20 protein-coding genes are annotated in these 23,470 nt (G+C 45.9%); 13 read left to right on the top strand and 7 right to left on the bottom strand.

Going from position 1 to position 23,470, the window contains the following annotated elements:
- Positions 1 to 68: 68 nt before the first annotated feature.
- On the bottom strand, positions 69 to 1,520 hold the full coding sequence (gene focA / locus VV1_RS16275) for a formate transporter FocA (protein ID WP_011081207.1): 1,452 nt from the start codon (positions 1,518 to 1,520) through the stop codon (positions 69 to 71).
- Between the two features lie 251 nt (positions 1,521 to 1,771).
- Between focA and VV1_RS16280 the strand changes: the two genes are divergently transcribed.
- Both VV1_RS16280 and VV1_RS16285 read left to right on the top strand, forming a co-directional pair.
- Positions 1,772 to 2,677 carry a LysR substrate-binding domain-containing protein gene (locus VV1_RS16280; protein ID WP_011081208.1) on the top strand — a complete coding sequence of 302 codons (906 nt, stop codon included), beginning with the start codon at positions 1,772 to 1,774 and terminating at the stop codon, positions 2,675 to 2,677.
- 196 nt (positions 2,678 to 2,873) lie between these two features.
- On the top strand, positions 2,874 to 3,347 hold the full coding sequence (locus tag VV1_RS16285; RefSeq protein WP_011081209.1) for a DUF1097 domain-containing protein: 474 nt from the start codon (positions 2,874 to 2,876) through the stop codon (positions 3,345 to 3,347).
- Between the two features lie 206 nt (positions 3,348 to 3,553).
- Here the strand turns inward: VV1_RS16285 and VV1_RS16290 are convergent, their stop codons facing one another.
- Positions 3,554 to 5,185, bottom strand: a complete 1,632-nt coding sequence (locus VV1_RS16290) for an ATP-dependent endonuclease (protein ID WP_011081210.1) — start codon at positions 5,183 to 5,185, stop codon at positions 3,554 to 3,556.
- A 238-nt stretch (positions 5,186 to 5,423) separates the two neighbouring features.
- Here VV1_RS16290 and VV1_RS16295 point away from each other — a divergent pair, with 238 nt between their 5' ends.
- The 6 genes from VV1_RS16295 to VV1_RS16325 all read left to right on the top strand — a co-directional run bounded on the left by VV1_RS16295 (position 5,424) and on the right by VV1_RS16325 (position 12,027).
- Positions 5,424 to 7,169 carry a bifunctional metallophosphatase/5'-nucleotidase gene (locus VV1_RS16295; RefSeq protein ID WP_011081211.1) on the top strand — a complete coding sequence of 582 codons (1,746 nt, stop codon included), beginning with the start codon at positions 5,424 to 5,426 and terminating at the stop codon, positions 7,167 to 7,169.
- 525 nt (positions 7,170 to 7,694) lie between these two features.
- Positions 7,695 to 8,717, top strand: a complete 1,023-nt coding sequence (locus VV1_RS16305; RefSeq protein WP_193387271.1) for a TerC/Alx family metal homeostasis membrane protein — start codon at positions 7,695 to 7,697, stop codon at positions 8,715 to 8,717.
- Positions 8,718 to 8,991: 274 nt separating this feature from the next.
- Positions 8,992 to 9,183: a hypothetical protein gene (locus VV1_RS16310; protein WP_011081213.1), complete on the top strand. Its 192-nt coding sequence runs from the start codon at positions 8,992 to 8,994 to the stop codon at positions 9,181 to 9,183.
- 153 nt (positions 9,184 to 9,336) lie between these two features.
- Entirely contained in the window at positions 9,337 to 10,233 is an 897-nt protein-coding gene (locus VV1_RS16315; protein WP_011081214.1) for a DMT family transporter, read from the top strand.
- 187 nt (positions 10,234 to 10,420) lie between these two features.
- On the top strand, positions 10,421 to 11,629 hold the full coding sequence (locus VV1_RS16320; RefSeq protein ID WP_011081215.1) for an arginase family protein: 1,209 nt from the start codon (positions 10,421 to 10,423) through the stop codon (positions 11,627 to 11,629).
- A gap of 32 nt (positions 11,630 to 11,661) precedes the next feature.
- On the top strand, positions 11,662 to 12,027 hold the full coding sequence (locus VV1_RS16325) for a nuclear transport factor 2 family protein (protein WP_011081216.1): 366 nt from the start codon (positions 11,662 to 11,664) through the stop codon (positions 12,025 to 12,027).
- A 50-nt stretch (positions 12,028 to 12,077) separates the two neighbouring features.
- On the opposite strand, the gene VV1_RS16330 is transcribed toward VV1_RS16325, so the two are convergent.
- From VV1_RS16330 to VV1_RS16340, 3 genes are all read right to left on the bottom strand, one after another.
- Positions 12,078 to 12,635, bottom strand: a complete 558-nt coding sequence (locus VV1_RS16330; protein WP_011081217.1) for a PhnA domain-containing protein — start codon at positions 12,633 to 12,635, stop codon at positions 12,078 to 12,080.
- 216 nt (positions 12,636 to 12,851) lie between these two features.
- Positions 12,852 to 15,329 (bottom strand): VolA/Pla-1 family phospholipase, encoded by a 2,478-nt coding sequence (locus tag VV1_RS16335; RefSeq protein WP_011081218.1) that lies wholly within the window; start codon positions 15,327 to 15,329, stop codon positions 12,852 to 12,854.
- A 22-nt stretch (positions 15,330 to 15,351) separates the two neighbouring features.
- A complete protein-coding gene (locus tag VV1_RS16340; protein WP_011081219.1) occupies positions 15,352 to 16,599 on the bottom strand; it encodes a porin in 1,248 nt (415 codons plus the stop codon).
- A 375-nt stretch (positions 16,600 to 16,974) separates the two neighbouring features.
- On the opposite strand from VV1_RS16340, the gene VV1_RS16345 reads away from it, so the two are divergent.
- Positions 16,975 to 18,057, top strand: a complete 1,083-nt coding sequence (locus tag VV1_RS16345) for a site-2 protease family protein (RefSeq protein ID WP_011081220.1) — start codon at positions 16,975 to 16,977, stop codon at positions 18,055 to 18,057.
- A 71-nt stretch (positions 18,058 to 18,128) separates the two neighbouring features.
- On the opposite strand, the gene VV1_RS16350 is transcribed toward VV1_RS16345, so the two are convergent.
- The gene (locus VV1_RS16350) at positions 18,129 to 18,920 is read right to left on the bottom strand and encodes a M48 family metallopeptidase (RefSeq protein WP_086016958.1); all 792 of its coding nucleotides are present in this window, start codon (positions 18,918 to 18,920) and stop codon (positions 18,129 to 18,131) included.
- Between the two features lie 67 nt (positions 18,921 to 18,987).
- On the opposite strand from VV1_RS16350, the gene VV1_RS16355 reads away from it, so the two are divergent.
- From VV1_RS16355 to VV1_RS16370, 4 genes are all read left to right on the top strand, one after another.
- A complete protein-coding gene (locus VV1_RS16355) occupies positions 18,988 to 19,422 on the top strand; it encodes a hotdog fold thioesterase (RefSeq protein ID WP_011081222.1) in 435 nt (144 codons plus the stop codon).
- A 1-nt stretch (position 19,423) separates the two neighbouring features.
- Complete coding sequence (locus VV1_RS16360) at positions 19,424 to 19,660, top strand: DUF3389 domain-containing protein (protein ID WP_011081223.1); 237 nt, start codon at positions 19,424 to 19,426, stop codon at positions 19,658 to 19,660.
- A gap of 73 nt (positions 19,661 to 19,733) precedes the next feature.
- Positions 19,734 to 21,425, top strand: coding sequence for an SgrR family transcriptional regulator (locus tag VV1_RS16365; RefSeq protein ID WP_011081224.1), 1,692 nt, complete (start codon positions 19,734 to 19,736; stop codon positions 21,423 to 21,425).
- Positions 21,425 to 21,676, top strand: a complete 252-nt coding sequence (locus VV1_RS16370) for a hypothetical protein (RefSeq protein ID WP_011081225.1) — start codon at positions 21,425 to 21,427, stop codon at positions 21,674 to 21,676. The genes VV1_RS16365 and VV1_RS16370 overlap by 1 nt, the downstream gene beginning before the upstream one ends.
- Before the next feature lie 55 nt (positions 21,677 to 21,731).
- Here VV1_RS16370 and VV1_RS16375 read toward each other — a convergent pair whose 3' ends face one another.
- Positions 21,732 to 23,366 carry a glycoside hydrolase family 13 protein gene (locus VV1_RS16375; protein WP_011081226.1) on the bottom strand — a complete coding sequence of 545 codons (1,635 nt, stop codon included), beginning with the start codon at positions 23,364 to 23,366 and terminating at the stop codon, positions 21,732 to 21,734.
- Positions 23,367 to 23,470: the final 104 nt, after the last annotated feature.

Here is a 23,470-nt window from a genome sequence, read left to right on the forward strand (position 1 = left end):
AAAGCTCAATAAGAAAGCCTCCAATGGAGGCTTTCTGCTTATTTAAGCCATGTTGTTTACTGTTTTCGTTACGCCGTTTCTAACTGACGCGTTTCTACGAGATTCAAACGCTCACCATAAATTGGACGCAACGCGTTCAGCACTTCTTGACGAGACACAACACCGGCAAACTTGCCATTTTCTAGAACAGGCAGAACATGAGGCTTGTTCACTTTCATGCTTTTCGCACGTTCTTCAAGTGACAGTGATGTCATACGAGTAGCGATGCCCATGCTAGAGGTTGGGTATAACTGCTCTTTGTCGATGCAAAGGAATTCAACCACATCGACCAAACGATCATTGACATCAATCGCGACCACGTCACGGCTCATCAAATCCACAACTTTTTGGCCTGTGCTTGGTAGGTAATCTTGGCACCAAAGATCAACCATGACATCGTGCGCAGAGAGGAAGCCGACGAGACGACCTTCAATATCAACCACAGGTGCACTGATAATATGATTGTCTAAAAGAGTATCAAGTGCGGTTGCGATTGGCATTTCTACGCCTAGTACCACTGGTTGTGCATCCATGATGTCTCTAACTACTGCTGCGTTTTTCATAGTAAATTCCTTAACTGACGTAATGTGTGTTGTTTGTGTAATTGTGCTGATTTTTGCTGCTTTTAGTTCTGGGCGACGGTAGATACACCAGTTCGCTAAGCCGACTAACACAGCGCCGCCGACGATATTGCCCAAAGTCACGGGAATAAGGTTGGCAGTAATAAAGTGACCTACATTGAGGTCCGCATATTGGCTTGCATTGGCTCCGACTTGTGCCCAAAACGCGTCTGGTGCAAAGTTGGCAATCACGATACCTAGTGGCACCATAAACATGTTGGCGACACAGTGCTCAAAACCGCTGCTGACAAACATGGCGACCGGCAACATGGTCATTACGGCTTTAGTCATCGCGTTGGCAGAACTGAACGTTAACCAAATAGCGAGACAAACCAGCAGGTTACATAGCACCCCTAAAGAGAATGCTTGAATCGTGGTGTGGTGAAGTTTGTGCTGAGCAATATTCAACGCATTCAAACCCCATTGACCACCGTCCATTTGGTATAAACCTGCACCTGTTACCAGAAGCAAAAGAAACATTGCACCGATAAAGTTACCGATATAAACCTTGCCCCAGATTGACAGCATTTTCGTAAAGCTGATTTGTTTGTTTGCCCACGAAATACTCGACAATACTGAACTGGTAAACAGTTCCCCCCCGCAGATCACGATCAGGATTAAGCCCATACTGAAAGCCAAACCGCCAGCGAAGCGGCTAAGACCCCATCCCGCGTTGGCACTGCCTGTTGTCACCGTGATGTAGAAAAGAAATGCGAGACCGATAAAAGCGCCAGCCATAATCGCCAAACCTAACGTCATGGCGCTGGTTTTATTGGCTTTGCTGAGGGCAAATTTCTCGGCTTCTGCCATCATTTCTTTGGGTGAAAAGTATTGTGTGTTTTCAGAGGTAGCCACTGACATGTTGACTCCTTTTATCTGAGTTCATTGATACTCCTTAATATTGTTCTTGGTTATGTTGAAAGCCCTGACGTTGTTAGTGAGTGCGGTGTTCCCGAACCGCACAATCAGATTAAGCGTTTGAACAGCTACAGGTAAAATTGATAATTTTTAGTTTTCTCATCAAATTATTTGATATGCCCAAAGAGAGGCGTAAAATGAAACCCATTGCTCATCAATTTGATGTATTGCTGTAGTAATTAGGGGAACAAAACTTGCGTTATTCGTTAAAACAGTTGGCCGTTTTTGATGCGGTCGCTGATACAGGAAGTGTGAGCCAAGCGGCTGACAAACTCGCTTTAACTCAATCGGCAACCAGTATGTCTCTTGCACAATTAGAGAAGATGTTGGGCCGGCCTTTGTTTGAGCGACAAGGAAAACAAATGGCTTTGACCCATTGGGGCATGTGGTTAAGGCCAAAAGCGAAGCGATTGCTCCAAGATGCTCAACAAATAGAAATGGGTTTCTACGAGCAACATTTATTGAGCGGAGAGATTCGTCTAGGGGCGAGTCAAACGCCTGCAGAACACCTTGTGCCAGACCTCATCAGCATAATTGATAATGACTTTCCTGAGATGCGTATCTCTCTTGGGGTGAAGAGTACCAATGGGGTTATCGAAGGCGTACTGGATTACCGTTATGACTTAGGGATTATAGAAGGGCGCTGTGATGACAACCGTCTGCATCAAGAAGTTTGGTGCCGTGACCATTTAACCGTCGTTGCCTCCGCGAATCACCCTTTTGCCAAACGTGAAACCGTGAGTTTGGCGCAGCTAGAACAAGCTCGATGGGTATTACGAGAACATGGCTCAGGTACGCGCAAGATTTTTGATAGCTCGATTCACCATTTGGTTGAAGATCTTGATGTGTGGCGCGAATACGAGCACGTCCCGGTACTCAGAAGCTTGGTGGAAAACGGCTCCTATCTGACTTGCTTGCCTTATCTCGACGTAGAACGTCATATTGAGGCAGGAAGGTTGGTCGCACTGAATGTTCCGGACCTCCATATGGAGCGAACGCTCTCTTTTATATGGCGCGCAGATATGGCGGAAAACCCGCTAGTGGAATGCATTAAGCGTGAAGGATTGCGAATGATGAAAGGAAAACCGTCGGTTTTATAAGCGAAAAGCGAAATTAGGTTATTTTCTAAATCTGTTGATTTAACGGTTGCGTCATGTTTTACGTGCAACAGTTAAATTATTGCAACTCCATACGTGATCATTCTCATGTTTATGTGGCGAAATTTCGCCTAGTATTCATTGCCTGATTGATATGTGAGTAGGCACAGGCCGCTCCAACAAGTTTGGGTTGCAAACAATGAGTACATTAGTCGCTATATCATTAACTACCGGTATTTTGTCTGGATTGTGGGGATGGATTGCCATCTCACTGGGCCTTTTATCATGGGCGGGCTTTCTCGGTTGTACCAGCTACTTCGCTTCACCTAATTCTGGGTTGAAAGGGCTAGCGGAAAGCTTGCTGACAAATATGTCTGGCGTTTTTTGGGCGATGGTCATCATATATGGCTCCACGTATGCTGGCCTAGAAATCCTAGGTTATGTCATTACAGCCGTGGTGGCGTTTGCGATGTGCATTCAAGCGAAACAAACTTGGTTGGCCTATATACCCGGTACTTTCATCGGTTCTTGTGCAACGTTTGCAGCAGATGGCAATTGGCAGCTGGTCGTGCCATCTCTGTTATTAGGCGGTGTGTTTGGATACTTGATGAAAGCCTCTGGCTTGTGGTTACACCAGAAATCAGCCGCTGCACAGCTTGCTCGACAAGCATGAGGTAGCCCCCCGATCTTATTTGTATCTAGAATGCTGAGTTTGAATCCCGCTTTGTATTCGCTATCAAAATTTATGATATTTGGTACAAGCGCATCGTTTGATGCGCTTTTTTTATTCCCGCTTATGTTTCAACTACTCTATATCTCTGTTGTTGCGCCCTTGGTGTATTCTTCGCCAACCAGACCGCGCCATAAGCTAAGCATGGGTTAGGTGTTGCCATTGGCCATGGTCACAATGCGCTTTAGTGTCCAGCGCAGTAATACAGGGATACACTCAATGCCATTTTCTTCACAGTGGGACACAATCGATAAGGCCAGATCGGGCTTGGCGTGCTTTTTCAAAACCTTGGTCACTACTTTTTTCGCTGGAATAGGGTGTTCATAAGGAATTTTGATGAGATCCTTAAAGAATTTATCAAAGCCATGATTATATAAAAAATGTTCTATGTCGTGATCGGGCAACTCGGTGAGTCGGTGACGTTCTTGATCGTGTCCGAGCATGCTTTTCACCGTCGCGGCGTATTTTTTACCTGCTGCGTCACCATCGGTCACCACATGCCAATCAATCCCCATTGCTTTCGCTACTTTGAGCAGTGAGCGTAACCCGGATTGGGCAAACTCTATGATCTGCACGCCTTCTGCGGCGAGATTATAGCCACATTGATTGGCCAACTCATTGAACAACCAAACTTCCGTTTCCCCTTCCACCAGCAACCAGCAACGAGCAAATAGGGCCCCCGAACGATGAAAACGGATATGGAAACCAATCCGCCGCAGCTCATCTACGCTAAAACGTTGCGGATGGATACTTTTTGCCACAGTTTTATCCGATTGCCGAATCAAGCGCCGAATAGAATGAAGTGGTACGGAGCCAAGCAATGCACCACTATTGGTGGTGAGGATTTTCTGCATCGGTAACATCTGCAGTAAACTCCACGCTCTGGCCAAATGAGTGGGGTGTAAACGGCCTTCTGGATCTTCGATGATCAAGATAGGGCGGGCGCAACGTCTGAGGTCGGCAGGCCCTTTGGCTTGCAGATAAGCGTTGAGCAATCCCATCAACAACAGGCGTGTTTGCTTATTGTTGGTTTCTTGTATGAACTGACTTAAGTTTTTGTCTGCCGAAGTGGCGTTATAAAACAGGCCATCACGAGGCTTTCGCGGATCATTTCGGTTGATGCTCTTAAAAGAGAAGTAGTGCTCAACCAGCGAATGCATTGAGTTTAAACTGCTGCGCATTTCCCCTTTGTTAACATGGCCAGGTATCGCCAATAAACGACGACAGGTATTGTCGATGCGTTTCTCGATGCGCGCATTTTTGCCGTTGGCATCGGATTTCAACTCAGGGAATCGACGTGAATCTCGCAAGCGAATGACCGGATGCAGAGACATGAGCTCTTGAGCGATCTTTTCGGAGTGATGAAGCGCCTTGGTTGAACCGTCGTTATTTAAAAATGCATAGTGTGTCGTGATGTCGTAACCATCTCGGGTCGCACTAATGCGATAGAAGATTCGATGATCGCCATTGTCATCTTTACACCACACTGGTTTTAAACGGCGGTAACGTCCTGCTTTTGTCTCGTGTCTATCGGTAGAGCGGAAGCAGAGCACAATTTGCAGATGCTGTGTTTGAGGATGAGAGATGGAATAATCAACGTGAAAATCAGACATCTCGAATTGGTACAACTCAGCATCCGTTGGAAGAGCGACGGAAAGAGCGTCCAAAAGTGACGATTTGCCCCAAGTGTTTTCACCAATCAGGGTAGTGAGCTCATCAAAAGAAAGAGATAACCGCCGTATGCCGCGAAAACCGGAGATTTCAATTCGTTCTAAAAGCATAACTCTCCTCCATGCGCGCCGTAATTATTTGAATGTAAAGTGAAAGGCGCTTATAGAAAGAATATGACAAAATTAAGCTGGCTGTTTGTTATGGTGTCACACTTTTCATTTGACTGATGATTTGTTGAGCAAATAGAGAAAGTTAGCTGTGATGCTTTACGCGCTCCCGATGATTTCTTTGCATAACAGTTTCATAAAATTCACGATTCTGTCATCATTCTGCTCTAAGTATAAAGGGATGAAGAAAGAGAAGGTGACTATGATAAAAACAAATAAGCCAGTCACGCTGAAACTGGCACACATCAATGACACTCATTCCTACTTTGAGCCAACGTCATTACAACTCAAAATCCAACTCCAAGAAGCGCAAATCGAGCCTTACGTCAGTGCTGGTGGTTTCGCTCGCATTGCGACCCGCGCGCAACAAATCAAGCAAGAAGCAGAACGACAAAATAAAGGATTTCTATTTGTCCATGCGGGAGATTGTTTCCAAGGAACGCTCTACTTTTCCCTGTTCAAAGGAAAAGCCAATGCCGATCTGCTCAACTCAATGGGTATTGATGCAATGGCTTTGGGTAACCACGAGTTAGATATGGGCAATGAGCCAGTGGCGCAGTTTGTCCGTCGGATTGATTTCCCATTGTTAGCAGGAAACTGGAATCTCAGCGCGGAGAGTGATGAGAAAACGCTAAAAATCAGTGATGCCGACAATATTCGAAGCTTTGATACAGAAACGCGTACGGCGACCTATATCATCAAAGAAATCAACGGTGAGCCGGTCGCGCTGTTTGGTTTATCACTGGATAAAATGGCAGACATTGCTAACCCAGATCCTGACACGCCTTTTGAGAATGCGGTTGAAACCGCAACGGCCACTGTGCGCTTGTTGCAATCACTGGGCATTAATAAAATCATTTTACTCAGTCACTTAGGCTATGAGGGTGACATAGAACTTGCCAGCAAAGTATCGGGTATCGCTTTGATTGTTGGTGGTCATAGTCATAGGTTACAGGGTGACTTTAGTGCAATTGGACTGGGTAAAGATGATGACTATGGTTTAAAAATTAACGATACCTATGTGGTTCAGGCAGGGTTTCATGCGCTCACTATGGGGCATTGTGAAATTGAGTTTGCCGCCGATGGCAGTGTAAAGCGCTTTGTTGGACGCAATGAGTTGTTGATTGGTCGACGCATGTTCTTAGACCCAGGACTGAATCAGCAAAGTGATGAGGATTGGTACAATCAGGCCGCCGATTTTATTGATGGCCAATGTAATGTTGTTGTATGCAAGAAAGACCCTGATATTCAGCATCTGATGCAGAATAAATACATTCCGCGCGTACGTGAACTGCAAAAGACGATTATCGCGCATACCGATCGCGCACTTCGCCACGTTCGTATTCCCGATGAAGTCGGTCCCAGTGAACTGGCGCCAATGGTCGCGGCATCATTTGTTCATGCGTTAAACAAACGTCAACGTCAGGTTCAGTTTGCCATTCATAATGCCGGTGGGGTAAGAAACTCACTAAATTCGGGCGATGTTTCGGTCGCCGATGTGGCTGGCAAATTACTGCCTTTTGCCGTTCCTATTGGTTGTTATGACGTACAGGGGAAGACGATTGCCGCTGCATTAGAAGGGGCAATCAACAACGCAACCAATAATGGTGTAGAAGGAACCGGGTCGGGCAGTTACCCATACACTTACGGATTAAGCTATCGCTATTGTCCGCAAAATCCAGCAGGCCATCGCATCGAAGCGTTGCAAATTTGTCTAGATGGGCGTTGGCAGCCAGTTTCTCCGTTACAGTGGTATCGAGGCTGTTCATCTGCGTATACGATGAAAGGAAAAGAGGGCTACGAAGCGATACGCCAAATGAAAGGGGAAGGCTGGGTGAGTAATTTGTCCATGGCTGACTGTTTCATCGAGTATCTATCGGATTTGCCGAACGTGTTAAATCAACAAGATCGTGCTCGCCACGTCTAGTTCATCAAACTTGGTATAAACTTTGCTCAGCTTCTTTGGCTTAACAGCGGGGGAGCGCTTATGTGGAAAGATTGGATGGATACAGCGGTGGTGGTTGGGTGGATCGCAATTTGGTCAACACTTGTTTATCTCGTGCCGCTAAATGGTGTGTGAGCCGCCTAAGAAAGAAACAAGGAGCGCTTTTGTGCTCCTTTCTTTTGTCAGGATAATGTCAAAATTACCCAAACTTGCGCTTGGCATTAGCCTTGGAAGTTTTGTGGGATTACAATATCGAACGTTTGGGGAGTAGTTAGCGTAAGTTTATTTGTCGTCATCTCGTTAGGCCAAAGCCTTTCCGGCAAATAAAGGTGAGTTATCCTCTCTTTGTTTCTTTGTCATCAACAGAAACAGAGAAAGCATTCCAGTTCACTTCAACGAGACCAACGCATTCATACACAGTACAGAATTAGGAACGATTCTGTGCCGATTTGTCATGTATGCGGAAGGGCTCGGACGATTGGGTTTTCTTCCGCATTGGAGGAAATTATGTCCCTATTCGACACCTCGTCATCTTTAATGTCCAATACTGATCTCATGTATGGCAGTTTTGCGCTGCTAACCATTGCGATGGTTTGCCTCGATATTTGGCAAACGCGTGGTGGTGCCATTTCAATGAAGAAAGCGGTGGGCTGGAGCCTATTCTGGTTTTTGCTCGCGTTTCTGTTTGCGGCCACCATCTTCCATTTCTGGGATTTCTACGCGCCAGACAGCTTGTACACCCACCAAGAAGCAACGACGGCGTTCATTACTGGTTATATGCTCGAAAAATCGTTGAGTGTGGATAACTTGTTCGTGTTTGCCATCATCTTTGCCCAATACAAAGTCCCCGAGTCACTTAGACCTCGCGCTTTGCTCTGGGGGGTGATTGGCGCGTTAGTGTTACGTGCCCTGATGATTGCGGTAGGCGCTCAGTTGCTGGCTCAATACCATTGGATTCTTTACTTGTTTGCCGCTTTCCTCATCTGGACAGGGATTCAGCTCGCACGAGATAAAGAGGAAGAAGAAGAACTAAGTCCAATGCCAGAAAAGCTGATCAGACGCTTTTTCAACGTCACAAACGATTATCATGGCAACGCGGTATTCACCCGAGAAAACGGTCAGTGGTGGGCAACCCCGATGTTGATTGTAATCGGAGTGATAGCCGTTATGGATGTGATGTTTGCGCTAGACTCCATTCCCGCAATTTTTGCGGTCACTCGTGAGCCGTTTTTGGTGTTAGCTGCCAATGTATTTGCGCTGTTGGGCTTACGTTCACTCTATTTTGTACTGCAAGCCATGATCGATAAGTTCATCTATTTAAAGCCAGCTTTGGCTGTGATTATGATGTTTATTGGGGTCAAGATGCTGCTGGTAGGCACGGCGTATGAAATTCCGACCATCTGGTCGCTCTCATTCTTACTTATTGTGATGACAACGGCCGTTGTTGCCTCTGTTATTGCCAACAAAAAGGACATCGAAATGAATGAGAAAAGCCTGAAAATATCTAATACAAATAATGCGGATTTATAAAGCCACTACCGCCAATGAAAATAAATTATGTAAACAAATTGTGACCCAAGGCCTTGATTGAGCGCTTTAAAATGATGAATATGCAGACGAAGTAAGTTAATCTTGCATAAATATTCACCATTGAGTATTGTTTACGATTTTAATTTGTTACGCCATTGTTTCATTAGAAAATGTAATCCGAATGTAGAAAAATAGTCATTTTTTGAGCGCAAAAAAAAGCACTAAGATTCAACCATCGAAACGAAGTACGTTGAAAGATTTAAGAGAGGCAATCATGGCACAAGCAATGCAAATGAATTCTGTAGCTTTACCAACCTCTATGGATAAGAAAACCTATTCGGTTAACTTCAAAGGATTGATTGCTCACCTATTGGACATTCTTTTTGTAGACAACTCGACTCAGAGTAACTACTACGCAGATGAGCTACCAGTGCATCTACAAAAAGACATCGGTATGTACCGCTAAGTCTAATCAAAAGTTGAAAGCCGGCATTTATGCCGGCTTTTTGTTTGCAAAAAATAATGGCATTCATGCTTAATGCTAACGCATCCCGCTCTTACTCGAAATTTCTCGCTGTGGTAGAGTGAATATTCCTGTTTCTCCCACATCAGTTTTCCTATGTTATCGAATTTGAGGTCAGCGTTTCCCCTTGGCGTCCGCTACATGATTCTATCGGCTTTGGGCTTCGCTCTAATGTCTGCCAGTGTTAAGTACGTGAGTGTACACGGTATTCCTTTGTTTGAAATTGTTGCGGCCCGTGCTTTGGTTTCACTAATCATCAGCTATCTGGATGTCAAACGAAAAGGGATATCGGTTTGGGGGAACAACAAACGCTGGTTGTTTGCTCGCGGTGCAGTCGGAACGCTCGCTTTGATGTGTGTCTACTATGCCGTAACGGCATTACCTTTGGCGGAAGCGACCATTCTTCAGTACGTACACCCCGTTTTCACTGCGTTACTGGCGGTACTCTTTTTGAAAGAGCGAGTACAGCCTGCGACCCTTGCGTGTATCACGCTTTGCTTATTAGGGGTTTTCACCATGGTTTACCCAAGCTTTGATGCATCGGGTGTCGGTGAGTTACCGATGTTGAGTGTGGGTATTGCGCTATTGGGGGCGTTTGGCAGTTCGATTGCCTACGTGATAGTCAGGAAACTGAGCCGCACAGAAGACAGCTCTGTGATCATTTTCTATTTTCCTTTAGTCGCACTGCCAGTGTCAGCCATGCTCATTGGTGACGACTTTGTCGTGCCCGATATTACTCTGATTTTGATACTGATTTTGGTGGGTATCTTCACTCAAATTGGCCAGTTTGGTCTTACCAAAGCGATGCAAACCCAAACTGCGGGTAATGCCTCTGCTTATTCTTATGTACAGATCGTTTTTTCGGCTTTGTTAGGCGTTGTTCTGTTTAATGAGGTTCCCTCAATTTGGACGTTGTTGGGTGGTTCATTGATCGTAACAGGTGCTTTGATCAACGTATTTGGACCGAAATCCAAGTGGCTAGCGAATCGCTAGTTGCTAGAAGCGAAAAGAAGAATGCGTCATCCAGATCTGCCATATTCTAGTATCGCCTTTTAAACGTGTTGGACTAGGTGGATCTGACTCTCATTGTTCTCCGATAAGAGAATGTTCTTGTCGACTCTTTTAGAGAATGTGCTACTAATTCAGTCTGTTGCAGCATAGTGAAAGAACAGGGTGGAGAATGATTTCATTACAGGGTCACATAATTGTTAATGAAGCCGACCTAGAGAAGGTGATACAGGCACTGCCTCTACACATTGAACTCACACGCAAGGAACCGGGCTGCTTAACGTTTAGTGTAAGCCAAGATCCTGTCAATCCTTGCTTGTTTCACGTCGAGGAAACATTCACCTGTCAGTTTGCTTTCGATGAGCATCAACGACGCACAGCCATTTCTGCTTGGGCCGAAATTACGCGTTCGGCAAAACGTTGTTATCAAGTGTCTTACCAAACTCAAGTTACACCAAGGGCACGTCGCTACGACATCATTGGTGCGCCATTCAATCAGCTTGGTTGTTACGTTACCAATCAGAACCCTGTCGAGCAATTTCGCCAGTTGGATGAAAAAACAGGGCTAGGCTTATCTCAGTGGATAGCAATTCGCAATAATCGCTGGGATGCGGATATCAACGATTGCGGGGATGTTGCTGCCTCTTCTGATGTGCTCGACATGTTGGCATCCGATAACAAAGAGCAAGCCTTGGCTCTTTATAGCAGCGAGTTACAACAGAGGCTGCTTAAAAGCTATCAGCAGGGGCGAGTGCCGATTACGATTGGCGGCGATCACTCGATTGCGGTCGGCACGGTGCAGGCCACGCTCAATTTCTATCAACACCAACAAGAGAAGCGAGTTGCGGTGATCTGGGTTGATGCACACGCAGATTGCAACAACCAGTTGGCGAGTAATCTTCATGGTAAGCCCATCGCGCTGCTGATGAACGAATATCCACATAATGGCTGGCAGATCGAAACATCATCTGCCTTGTCGCCCAGCGATGTTTACTTGATTGGTGTAAGGGATTTAATGCCAGCGGAACAACAATTGATGACCCAATGGCAAATCTCCCATTATTCGATGGATATGATTGAGCATAAGGGTATCCACACCATCGTCGATATGCTGCTCACCCATCTTGATTGCCATTATGACCACATCTACTTGAGTTTTGATTATGATGCGTTGGATGGAGCGCAATTTCGTGCTTGTGCCACACCGAATGTCGGCGGGTTGTCAGCGCGAGAAGCGTTGTATCTGGTGAGAGCTGTAGCGGCCCACCCAAAATTTGTTGGAGCGGACTTTGTTGAATATCTGCCTGAGCTGGATGAATCAGGGGTATCAAAAGAACTGATGATTAAATTGATCGACAGTGTTTGGGGTTTTAGGCAGTAGCGACACAATGATAACGTTGGAAAGGACAACCGATGTACGCAGAGCAAGAACAGCAAACCATTGATATTGTTGAGCGACAACTCGAAGCATACAACCGCCGTGATATTGAGGCCTTTGCAGCCACGTATCACCCAGAGGTTGAAATTGCCCATTTTTCAAAAGGGTTGCTTTATTCGGGTAGGGAGACTTTGATCAAACGTTATGGCGAGAAGTTTGGCGGGTTAACGTATTTACGTGCGACCTCGTTAAAACGTATCGTTCATGAGCAATATTTGGTCGACCATGAGTTGGCGGAATCTTCAGATTTGGCAAGTCGGGAAATAAACCGCAGCATTAAGGTGGTGGCAGCTTATGAAGTGGAAAATGGACTGATTAAACGCGTCACGTTCATGGGATAAAAAATGGGTGTTCATTCGAACACCCAAGATCATTTAGCGTTAGCGAGACATTACTTTTTACGGCAGTATTCCGCGATAACGTACATAGATTGGCCGCCATTCACTTTACCAGAAACCAATTTAGGATCGTCACTTAGGCTAATGCCACGGATAACGGTACCTTGTTTGATAACTTGGTTAGTGCCTTTGATTGGCAGATCTTTGATAACCGTAACATCGTCGCCTTTTTTCAGTTCAGCGCCGTTACAGTCAACGGTTTTGTCGTCCGCAGACATTCCTTTCATAGCCCAAGTCTTGATCTCTTCTTCCATGTACATCATGTCAAGAGCGTCCAAAGCCCAGCTTTCAGAGTTTAGGCGAGTCAATTGGCGCCATGCAGTCACTTGTACCGCAGGAACCTGGCTCCACATGCTGTCATTAAGGCAGCGCCAGTGATTAATGTCTTTTGGCTCATCGATTTCGCTAAGGCACTTGTCACAAACCATGATGGCTGTGTCAACGGTCACGTGACCGTGAGGCGGTACTGCATAAGCAGTAAGCGAAGATTCAGAAGAACACAATTCACATTTAGACTGGCAACGATCCAGCAGAGTTGCTTCGATAGACATAAGAACTCACCTTAGTAGTATTAACTTGAGGCGGTATTATCCACTTTATCCTGAGAATTAAAAGGGTCTTCGCCAATTTAAGTGGGGATTTTACAATATTCCAACCCAAAAAGAAGATTTGGTTTAAGTGAGGAGCAATCAAGTTATATGGCTTCCAATAAAATGCCCAGTATTACAGGTAACACTGGGCATGATTCGAACATTGAAATTTATGATTTACTTGCTGGCATCTAAAAACGCTGCGTCGACTGCTAACAAACCGTCACTGTTGCCTTTGGTGAGCGTAAACTGAACGATTTGAGAACTCATTTCACTGTGAGCCAATGCTTCTTCATCCGTTTCCGGCGCAATCACCGTCGAGTGGGCTGCGTTAGATGACGAATCAAAGTACGACGCAACACGCGAACCAGAAGCATTGGTCGCTGTGTTTACTAATCCTAGTTTCTTAAACAAAGGCTCTGTCCCTGCGGTCGGAATTTTCGACACTTTATTGGGAATGGTTGCATCGCCATTGGATTGAATGCCCAACAAAGAACCGCTCACTTGAGAAGCCATATTGAATGGGTCAACGTTGTCCAACACGGTCTGCGCAGCGTAAGTAAATGAGGTCAATGCACTATCGATTTGACTTTTCGCTTCGGCATCCGCCGCGCTATAGAAGTTGTTGAAACATGTGCCAGGATTGTCTTTGGTCGGACATGTATTCGCGTAGTAATTTAAGTAACTTGGAACTGCCGCCGCAGTGATGCTGTGCTTGATGATGGGTGAAAATGAACCAGACTCAAACAAAAATGGTGCAATACCGCCACCTAGATTGGCTAATGTTGCTGTCTTGTAAGCAAACATCGGATCAATCACTGGATTGACCGAGGTATTAGCAACAGCGTAGCTACTGATGCCAGTAATGCCACCGATAGAATGACCGATCAGGGAAACATCCGACTGATTGACTGTCTGGAAAGCAACTTCTGTTGGATTTACGTAATTGAGTGCATATCTCAGTCCTAAACCGTCGATTGCGCCTTGACGAATGTTGTCTCTTGCCACTGGCAAGTATTCAAGATTCATAAAGACAGTCGGTGTCTGGGGCGTCGTTACGGTCCCATCGGACAAAGCACGTTGACCATGCAATGGCTGATCGATAGCAATTAATGCATAAGGGGTTTTGCCCGTTTGAATCGCGGTACTGATATGGCTTAGTGCCAATGCATAAGCACTTTCTTTTAGGTTGGTGATTCCGTGCTGATATTGCAGTAGAGGTACATTATCTGCGCCAGCACCTTTAGGAACAAACATGATGAAAGGCACTTCTTTGACTGCACGGATCTGCGGCACTGCACTGTATCTCGTCAGAATTCGATCGGCGTCAAGCTGAGTACCATCGGCTAATGTCAGTTTCGCCCCCACAAGCAGCGCTTGGTGCGGTGTGGAGTAGAGCTGAGCTGGGAGATCCGTAAAGCCTAAATCGACTAACTGCTGGCTGATTGCAGCCTTATCTGCGTCTGAACCTGAACTCAAAGTCTTTAGAATCTTAAACACACTTGGCATACCGCTACGCCAAGGAAGCGTCTTCCATTCTTTACCATCAACTTGATCACTCAGGAAGTAGGGCAGTTTGACTGTTCCACGAAACACTTGAATAGAATCCAGCGCCGGATGATTGATCAGCTGTTTGTAACTATTTGCCAATAAGTCGGCTTTGTCTTGCCCAACTGCACTGACAAATATGGGGTCATTGCTCACCGCTACATCAAAATCCGAACCAACGTCTTGAGCATCAATGCTGTAAAGCGAGTTGAGATCGTCAACGGAGAGGTTGTTTGGGTTCGCGGTGCCTTTCCAAACACCAGCCGGCTTAACAGCAGGATTTGCTGAAGCAGCTATCGCTGCTTTTGTTCCCTGCATTACATTACCGGCTGACGCAGTCGTAAACCAAGAAGAGTAAACAATTTCATCTTTATTGGTAACTTGTGCGTTATCTTCGAAGGTTTTTTCAATGTTCCAGATAATTTTTTGCGGTGTCGCCAATAGACCAGACTGAGCCATTGAACTCTTCAAGCTGGCATAGGAGCTGGATGTACCGAGCGGATTGTTGTTACTGTCTTTGATCGACTCTGTCAGTGCATAGATGTAGTTTGACGCAGGATCCAAACCGTTGAGAGGAACAACGTTAATGCTCTTCAGATCGGTTGTGACCGCAAGAAAATCAACACCCGGAGTTAGGGCAGTAAAATTAGTCATAGCGCCAGTCGCAAGATCGACATCAACCTTAGCCACACGAATACCAGCATTTAGGTTTTGGCTAAATGGGGTGCCATTAGGAGTGATGATCAAATCGTTGAGAAGCGTGACACCATCAGCAAGGTTTAGAGGGATGCTAAATGGCATAATGGTACTCCAACCATCCGACTCGCCCATTGCAACTTGAGGGTTATCCAAGCCTTTAGAAGAACCCGCACTAAGTGGGATATTCAAGGTGTGATCATTGGTATCAAACAGCAAGAACGAGGGTAGCGGCACCGCCGCAGATGTTCCTTTCAAGGCGAACTTAATTGACGCATCGCGCCCCAACAACTCCTGAACGCTTGGTTCAAAAGTCACTGAACCTGTCGTGCCTGAGCTTTCTGTGTTGTCACCACAACCCGCAAGTAGGATTGCTGAACATAGTAGCGATAATTTAAAGGTATGTTTCATCGTTATACTCCATCAATCCTAATTACTTAAAGGTGTAGTTCATTTGAATCGCGCTGATGTAAGCCGTGCCTTCTGCTTCGAATTCAAGCACTTCATCTGCTGCGTTGGTTTCTTTGAATGAACCAGAACGGCTCTTAACCAGTGCAAAGCCCGCGTCGATCGTCATGTTGTCGCTCATCAAGTAAGTTAAGCCTGCGCTGTACCAGAAACGGTCGCTGTCAGGAATGCTGAGGGTTGCTTCACCGGCTTGTTCATCAAATGCTAAGCCTGCGCGAAGAGTCCAGCTTTCGTTCATTTGATAGGTTGCACCAAGTGAATAACGATTGTTGTTTTCGTAATGCTCTGGTTTATAGAAGCATTGACCAGCGGTACCATCGTTACACTGTGGAGACGTTGCCTTTAGCTCGGTGAATGTGCTCCATTCGGTTTGTTGCCAACCGGCGTGCATCGCCCATTGTTCGTTAAATTCATGGTATGCCGAGACTTCAATGATGGAAGGTAGGCTGATCTGTAAACGGCCATCGACTTTAGGGGCTGTGGCGATGCCTGAGTCGTAGCTGCTGAATTCACCATCATCGAAATCCAGATCGACTTTGGAACGATAACCCAAACCAAAGCGCGTCTTTTCACTGAGTTCGTATAGTGCGCCAACGTTCCAGCCGTAACCAAAGGTCGTGCCAGTCATACCGATCAAGTTTTCTGATTTATCGGTCGATCCAAACAGAGGTGCGAGAGAACCCTTGTGACGAGTCAACTCTGCGTGCGCATAAACAAAATTCACACCCGCACCCACGCTCAACGCTTCGTTAACGCGATAGGCGATATTGGGGTTGATCCCCACTGAAACTAACGCCGTATCACCAGCCATGTCGCCAGCTGAAATGTCGTCTGGGTAGTCAGTCGCCACACCGTAGTTGGTAAACATACCAATACCCCATGCCCACTTCTCATTAATAGGGCTGATGTAATAGGCTGCTGGAACAAGTTGCAAAGGCGCAACGTCATCAGATTGTTCGCCATTCGTTTTGTCGTAAACATTGACCTCTGGATCTACGATAGACAGGGCACCAGAAAACTGTGCGTTTTCAAATAGTGTCATCGCAGCTGGGTTTCTCGCCAATACCGAAGCGTTGTCAGCAACAGCCCCTTCACCGGAAAACGCTCGACCAAGACCAGACGCTGAATGTTCCGCAACTTGAAAACCAGCGGCATTAGCATGGCAGGCAAACAATATCGATATCGTCAGCAGAGAGCAGTTCTTCTTGTTCATCCTTGACCCTCCTAGGGTGTGTGATTGTGGACAGATGTCCTTGTAATTGTTGTTTGTTATGCAACTCGACTTATTGAGTTGAGTATTAATTCTATTATGTAACATGGATGTTAATTTAATGTAAGCGAAAGTGTCAAAGTTAGTGTGCTTTTTAAACAGTAAATTTGATGCATAGATCAAGTCTGTATCTCTAAGGCGATGTATTATGGAGATATTTTTTCAATGAATGGTTTGACCAGAAACATTTTGATTATTTTATGGGGAAATAGCGTGCTATCTGTTCAAATTGTGCGCTGTTCAGAAGAAGGGCGCTTTTAACCCCCTTTGTGCACAGGCATAATGGGGCCTTTGTCTATTTGGATAGCCGAGTAAACGTTGGAATTATTAAATATCGAATTTCTTGGGCGCTCGTTGAGACTTGAAGGCTCAATGGCAGGTTGGCAGCAGCTTTTTTGGGACAACACTCTGGTTTCTCAGCGTGATGCTACGCACGGACAACAAGGGGAGTTTGTTCATGAGTTTCAACTTATGGCGGGCGAAGAGACGCTAAACTGCCAGCTCAAAGGTCAATTGACGTGGCAGCCATTCCAATTGGACTACCAATGTGGTGTCAATGATCAGCTTGTGATACAGGGGAGTCGAAACGAAAAAGACATCGAGCAGCAAGTCCCTGTGCAACCACGCCAAGAAGAGCGCCGTTTTAGTCTTATTGGCTTGATTTCTCTGGGCATGAAAGCACTTAAAAGTGCCAAGATCATCAAAGTTGCCCTTGCTTCAATGAGTTTGGCAGCCTATTCATGGCTGTTTTCATTCCAGTTTGCGCTGGCGTTGATTGCTTGTTTGGTGATTCACGAATATGGCCATGTTCGTGCAATGAAATACTTTGGCATGCAAACCAAAGGGTTTTACCTAATTCCGTTTTTTGGCGGTATGGCGCTCAGCGACGATAAGATCAATACCCGTTGGCAGGATGTGGTAATTTCCATTATGGGGCCGTTCTTTGGTCTGATCCTCAGCGTAATTCTGGTGGTGACCTATTGGCTGACGGGCGAGGCTTTTTTCGCAGCGCTAGCGGTGTTTAACGCCTTATTAAACTTGTTTAACTTACTGCCCATTCTCCCATTAGATGGTGGGCATATTCTCAAAAGCATCACGTTTTCGATGAACAGTTGGGTGGGGCTCGTCGGCGGGGTACTCACCGCGGCTGCGGGTGTGTATCTTTCCTATGCATTAGGTTTAACGCTGTTTGGTTTTCTGCTCATTATGGGGATGTTAGAGATTGTGATGGAATGGCGTGGCCGACATCATAGCCATCTTCTTCCTCTGACGCGTTATGGCCAGTGCTTTGCATTTGCTTGGTATCTTATGTCTGTGGCGGGTTTTGTCGCGATCATCTGGTATTTTGCGGCAACCGGTGATGATTTGATGCGTTTACCGCTATTGATCCTTGGCTCCTAGCTAATCCGTTGCTTATAGAAAAAGTGTCGTATTTCCAATAAGAAAGAGCTCCTTTACGGAGCTCTTTACGTTTAAGCTTTGCAGCTCGGAGATTTACCTTGGTAAACGGGCAATTTACTGGCTTTGTCCTGCAAATCTTTGATACGCGTACTGTGAGATGGGTGGGTTGAAAGTAGCTCAGGTGGTTGGTTTCCGCCTGAGGCTTTCGCCATGTTTTTCCACAGTTCCACACTCTGTTTTGGGTCGAATCCTGCTTTTGCCATGTATTCTAGGCCGACAATATCGGCTTCGGATTCTTGGGTTCGGCCGTAAGGTAAAATTACCCCATATTGCACGCCCACACCCAACGCTGCCATGGTAATTTGTTGATATTGCTTATACTCAGACGCACCTATGGCAACGTTGGCCAACTGTAATCCGGCATTGGCAAGCTGGCTTTGAGAGAGACGTTCATTGCTGTGTTCTGCGAGCACGTGCGCCACTTCATGGCCAATGACCGTCGCCAATTGGTCTTGGTTAACCGCGACATTCAGCAAGCCAGTATAAACGCCAATTTTTCCCCCTGGCAGGGCAAAAGCGTTCACTTGGTCACTATCAAATACCACCACTTCCCACTCTTTGAAACCGGGTTGAGGGGGAATGGTGTCGGTAATCGCTTTGGCAACACACTGCACATATTGATTGGTCGCTTTGTTTTGACTAATCGGAATCTCTTTTTTCATCTGCTCAAAAGAGTTCGCACCAAGTGTGGACATCTCACTATCTGAAAACATCAGCAGTTGATTACGCCCAGTAGGGGAAGAAGTGCAAGCAGTAAGCCCAGCAACGACGATGAGTGCAGAAGCTTTCAACCACGATGACATAACAATCTCCATATCGATAATTTTGGGTATATACTAGCGCCAATTGTAACGAAAATCTGGCAAAAGAATGAGCATTTGGAAAAAACCGATCGATTTAGCGACCCTAAACGCAACCTCAAAAAATACGCTTATTGAACACTTACAAATCGAATACACCGGGTTTACCGAAAACTCTCTGACTGCAACCATGCCGGTTTGCAGTTTTACTCATCAACCACTCGGCATGTTACATGGTGGCGCATCGGTGGTGCTTGCTGAAACACTCGGCTCTTTAGCGGCCAATTTTTGCGTGGCTGCCGGTTCTTATTGTGTTGGGCTCGATATTAATGCCAACCATATTCGCCCGATGCGCAGCGGTTATGTTATTGGTACGGCAACGCCAATCCACCTCGGTGTATCAACGCAAGTGTGGCAAATTACGATTACAGATGAACGTGAGAGATTGGTTTGCACCAGCCGTTTGACCATAGCTGTTAAACAGCACAAAGAGCGTGGTGTTTAATATGGTGATTGAATTTAGCCACGGTAAAATCATCGTCACGCCACATGAAGTCGTTGTGAGGCTGCAAGGTGGTCACAGTGTCACTTTAAGCGCTCAGGTCGATGCAGTTCAACTGATTGGTCGTGGCGCCAATGTTTTGGTGGCGAACGGTGCGGAGTGTAAATGGTCAATCAAGTTAGATTCTGAATCTCAACTCATTGAAATTTCGCAGCAATTAGGCATTGCAATCGATGCGTGAAAATCGTTTGCACTGTTAAGCAAAAATAAGGAAACTTAGGGCTACCGAATTCAACGACGAAATTTCCCATTTTATGAGTAGCCCGCGTCTAAGAGTCCAATTTGAAACGCTTTTCCAACACTTCGACGGTAAAAACAGCGATGTTCAGCTTGAAGACATCACTGAAATTCTGTTCTGCACCCGTCGCAACGCTCGCATTGTTCTAAACAAACTTGAAGAAGAAGGCTGGATTGAATGGCATCCCGCGGCAGGACGAGGCAAGCTCTCCCAGCTTATTTTTAAGCGTAGCAAAGCAGACGTGAGTGAAAATCTTGCCAAGCGCTACTTGGAAGAAGGGAAAATTGGCCAAGCGCTCGAAGTCTTAGACAGCGACGCGGCAAAATTGACGCAGGTGATCCAAGGCTATCTTGGTTTGCAGCACCGAGAAGGGGAACAGGTGGTTCGTCTACCTTATTACCGACCACTCTCTATGCTCAATCCACATTTACAGATGCGTAGAACGGAAATTCACATTGCACGGCAAATCTTTAGTGGCTTAACCAAGCTCGATGATAACGATGTTTTGCAACCCGATCTGGCACATACATGGGAAATGCGCAGTGCCAAACACTGGCGTTTTTACCTGCGACCGGGTGTTCGCTTTCACAATGGTGAGCTGCTCACCACCGACATGGTGATCGAAAGCTTACTAGAGCTGCGCAGACTCAACCTTTTTTCTCATCTTCAATCTGTGACCACACCCAGTCCGTGGGTGGTGGATATTCACCTGTTTAAAGACGATTTTCATCTGCCTTTGGCGTTGAGTGAATCTCAAGCCAAGATATTGTTGCCCGAAAGGCTGCGCAGTGAAGATTACCACATTCGCCCAGTCGGAACAGGCCCCTATATGGTTCAATCGAATGACGATAAGAGGCTAATTCTTCGCGCGTTTGACGGCTATTTTGGCTTTCGTCCGCTACTGGACCAAGTGGAAGTGTGGGTGATTGACGAAGCGTACTCTTCGATGGTCTACCCGAGTTTAAGCAAGCCCATCATGGACGCTTCCTCGTTATCAGATGAAGTGGAACTCGACCCCGGTTGCACTTTTCTATTGCTCAATAAGCGTAGTGGTGTAGCAAAAGATCCCCGTTGGGCGGAGTTTTTAGCGTCCGTTCTCAACGGCTATCAGCTGTTTAGCTACGTCCCGCAAGAGAAAGTGATCGAACTAGGACTACTGCAAGCGTTTGGTATCAAACCCGGCTGGATCGATCTTTACCCGAAACCCAATATGGAGCCGCCGACAGAGCTAGAACGAATTTCAGTGGCGTATCAAGCTCAACATCCGATGTTTCCCGTGATCGCGAAAACCATTAAGACCATCCTTAAGCGCTACCAAATTGATGTGGAGTTCGTGAAATACGATGCGTCTTTGCAAGAACCTGAGTGTGTGGATGTTTGGATCAAAGCCATGGGCATTGCGACGAATCGCGATGACGCACTGGCGGGTTGGTTATTGGATTACAGCAACATTGAGTCGATGAGTACAGATGGTGACTTTGCTCGCTGGAGTCAACTCGTAGACCTGTGGCGGGAAGGAGGCTGCGAAGAGTTTCCCGCGCGTGAAATCGGTCGACAGTTAGTGCGTAGTTGCCAAGTTATCCCGATGTTCCATTGTTGGCTAGGGGTTAACAAAGATCACAGTGGTGCACTGCAAAACGCGAAGTGCAATGCGCTAGGCTGGTTTGACTTCAGCCAAGTGTGGGTGAAACCGGAATTAGATAACTGATGGCCAAGCCAAACAAAAAAGCCCCCGAACGAACGGTTGAGATTATTTGCAGTAAATGTCGCGCCTTACTGTTTAAATATCGAAAAGGAGGAAAGGGCGCTTTAGTGAAATGTTTTAAAGAGCGTATCATCGACAATTACTGTGAAAAAGCATGCCATTGCCCCAACTGTGATAGTGAGTTTGCGCGTGATAGCCTCATTAGAGGCACACCCGCTTATAAAATTATTGGTGGGAAAGCCAAGCTGAAATAGAGTAAAAATAAGGGAAACCACGTGGTTTCCCTTTTTGATTCGATTGAATATCACTTTATCTAAGTTTAAATGCGTAGCACTGATACGGTTTTAGTGACAATGTCACTCCGAGCATGCACAACGAATCGTAGTTATAAATCAGGCAGTTAACTTCTTTGTTTTGCAAGTTATCCGGCAACGCTAATGAAATATCTTGATCACTAAAGTTGTTGATGACCAGCAGCTGCTCATCTTGATGTGAGCGGACATAGGCAAACACACTATCGTGCTCTGCAAACAGTGGGGTGAAATCGCCATAGACGATCGCTGGGTGCTGTTTGCGCAGTTCAATCAGCTTTTGGTAGTGATAGAAAATGGAATCTGAATCTGCCAATGCTTGTTCCACGTTGATCTCTGGATAGTTCGGATTCACTTCAATCCAAGGTTTCGCCTGACTAAAGCCACCATTCTGAGATGCGGACCACTGCATTGGGGTGCGAGCATTGTCACGGCTGTTCTCATGTATCGCGTCCATCATATGTTGATGTGACACCCCTGATTCTGTTTTCACTTTGTAGAAGTTCAGCGTTTCAATGTCTTTGTATTGCTCTAACGACTCAAACGCGACATTGGTCATACCGATCTCTTCACCTTGGTAGATGTAAGGCGTGCCTTTGAGGAAATGCAACGCCGTTGCCAGCATTTTCGCTGACTCAACACGATAACGTTGGTCATCACCGTATTTCGAGACTACTCGTGGTAAATCGTGATTGTTCCAAAACAACGAGTTCCAACCTTGGTTCGATAACTCGGTTTGCCACTTGGTCAGTACGTGTTTGAATTGTTTGAGATCAAGAGGAATAGGGTTCCATTTGTCACCGTGTTGCCAAGTGAGCGTGATGTGCTCAAATTGGAACACCATGGAGAGTTCATGACGCTCAGGATCGCTATACAATTTTGCAATTTCTGGGGTTGCTCCCCATGTTTCGCCAACGGTCAGCAGATCTTTGTCGCCAAACGTCGCTCTGTTCATTTCCTGCAATAGTGGATGCAGCCTTGGGCCATTACCAGTAATACCTTTGTCGATCTCTTTGCCAATCAAGTCGATAACGTCGAGCCTAAATCCACCGATGCCTTGGTCAATCCACCAGTTCATCATCTTGTGTACTTCCTGCTGGACTTTAGGATTCTCCCAATTGAGATCCGGCTGTCGCTTAGAAAATAGATGGAAGTAATACTGTTGTGTTGCTTCATCCCATTGCCAAGCACTGCCTCCAAAAATCGAGCCTTGGTCATCGGGCACACTGCCATCTGGTTTCGCATCACGCCAAATATAGTAGTCACGATAAGGGTTGTCTCTCGATTTACGCGCTTCTACAAACCAAGGGTGTTCATCTGAGGTATGGTTGACAACAAGATCCATTACGATGCGGATATCACGTGCTTTTGCTTGAGCAAGTAAGTTTTGCATATCGGCCATGGTGCCAAATTCCGCAGCGATATCTTGATAATCAGAAATGTCGTAGCCGTTGTCGTCCATAGGCGACTTATACACGGGCGAGAGCCAAAGCACGTTTACGCCAAGTGTTTTCAGGTAATCGAGTTTGCTGATGATGCCATTTAAATCACCGATGCCGTCGTTGTTTGAGTCGCAAAAACTACGCGGGTAGATTTGATAGACCACCGCATCGTGCCACCATTTGTTTTCCATTCGCTAAAACCTCTTTAAGCTTTTTGTTAGTGTCAATGTAGTCTTTCTGAGTTCACAATAAAAATAGATTACACTTGGTTTGATATAGGTTTTTTTTATATCAT

It is taken from the genome of Vibrio vulnificus CMCP6 (genome assembly GCF_000039765.1).
Lineage (GTDB): Bacteria > Pseudomonadota > Gammaproteobacteria > Enterobacterales > Vibrionaceae > Vibrio > Vibrio vulnificus_B.

What these genes read in the sequence shown, in the direction of transcription:
- VV1_RS16370 (WP_011081225.1), top strand. Translation starts at nt 21,425, where the DNA reads ATGGCCAAGCCAAACAAAAAAGCCCCCGAACGAACGGTTGAGATTATT.
- VV1_RS16320 (WP_011081215.1), top strand. Translation starts at nt 10,421, where the DNA reads ATGATTTCATTACAGGGTCACATAATTGTTAATGAAGCCGACCTAGAG.
- VV1_RS16315 (WP_011081214.1), top strand. Translation starts at nt 9,337, where the DNA reads ATGTTATCGAATTTGAGGTCAGCGTTTCCCCTTGGCGTCCGCTACATG.
- VV1_RS16350 (WP_086016958.1), bottom strand. Translation starts at nt 18,920, where the DNA reads ATGTCATCGTGGTTGAAAGCTTCTGCACTCATCGTCGTTGCTGGGCTT.
- VV1_RS16310 (WP_011081213.1), top strand. Translation starts at nt 8,992, where the DNA reads ATGGCACAAGCAATGCAAATGAATTCTGTAGCTTTACCAACCTCTATG.
- VV1_RS16335 (WP_011081218.1), bottom strand. Translation starts at nt 15,329, where the DNA reads ATGAAACATACCTTTAAATTATCGCTACTATGTTCAGCAATCCTACTT.
- VV1_RS16305 (WP_193387271.1), top strand. Translation starts at nt 7,695, where the DNA reads ATGTCCCTATTCGACACCTCGTCATCTTTAATGTCCAATACTGATCTC.
- VV1_RS16285 (WP_011081209.1), top strand. Translation starts at nt 2,874, where the DNA reads ATGAGTACATTAGTCGCTATATCATTAACTACCGGTATTTTGTCTGGA.
- VV1_RS16365 (WP_011081224.1), top strand. Translation starts at nt 19,734, where the DNA reads ATGAGTAGCCCGCGTCTAAGAGTCCAATTTGAAACGCTTTTCCAACAC.
- focA (WP_011081207.1), bottom strand. Translation starts at nt 1,520, where the DNA reads ATGTCAGTGGCTACCTCTGAAAACACACAATACTTTTCACCCAAAGAA.
- VV1_RS16375 (WP_011081226.1), bottom strand. Translation starts at nt 23,366, where the DNA reads ATGGAAAACAAATGGTGGCACGATGCGGTGGTCTATCAAATCTACCCG.
- VV1_RS16295 (WP_011081211.1), top strand. Translation starts at nt 5,424, where the DNA reads ATGAAGAAAGAGAAGGTGACTATGATAAAAACAAATAAGCCAGTCACG.
- VV1_RS16340 (WP_011081219.1), bottom strand. Translation starts at nt 16,599, where the DNA reads ATGAACAAGAAGAACTGCTCTCTGCTGACGATATCGATATTGTTTGCC.
- VV1_RS16290 (WP_011081210.1), bottom strand. Translation starts at nt 5,185, where the DNA reads ATGCTTTTAGAACGAATTGAAATCTCCGGTTTTCGCGGCATACGGCGG.
- VV1_RS16325 (WP_011081216.1), top strand. Translation starts at nt 11,662, where the DNA reads ATGTACGCAGAGCAAGAACAGCAAACCATTGATATTGTTGAGCGACAA.
- VV1_RS16360 (WP_011081223.1), top strand. Translation starts at nt 19,424, where the DNA reads ATGGTGATTGAATTTAGCCACGGTAAAATCATCGTCACGCCACATGAA.
- VV1_RS16355 (WP_011081222.1), top strand. Translation starts at nt 18,988, where the DNA reads ATGAGCATTTGGAAAAAACCGATCGATTTAGCGACCCTAAACGCAACC.
- VV1_RS16330 (WP_011081217.1), bottom strand. Translation starts at nt 12,635, where the DNA reads ATGTCTATCGAAGCAACTCTGCTGGATCGTTGCCAGTCTAAATGTGAA.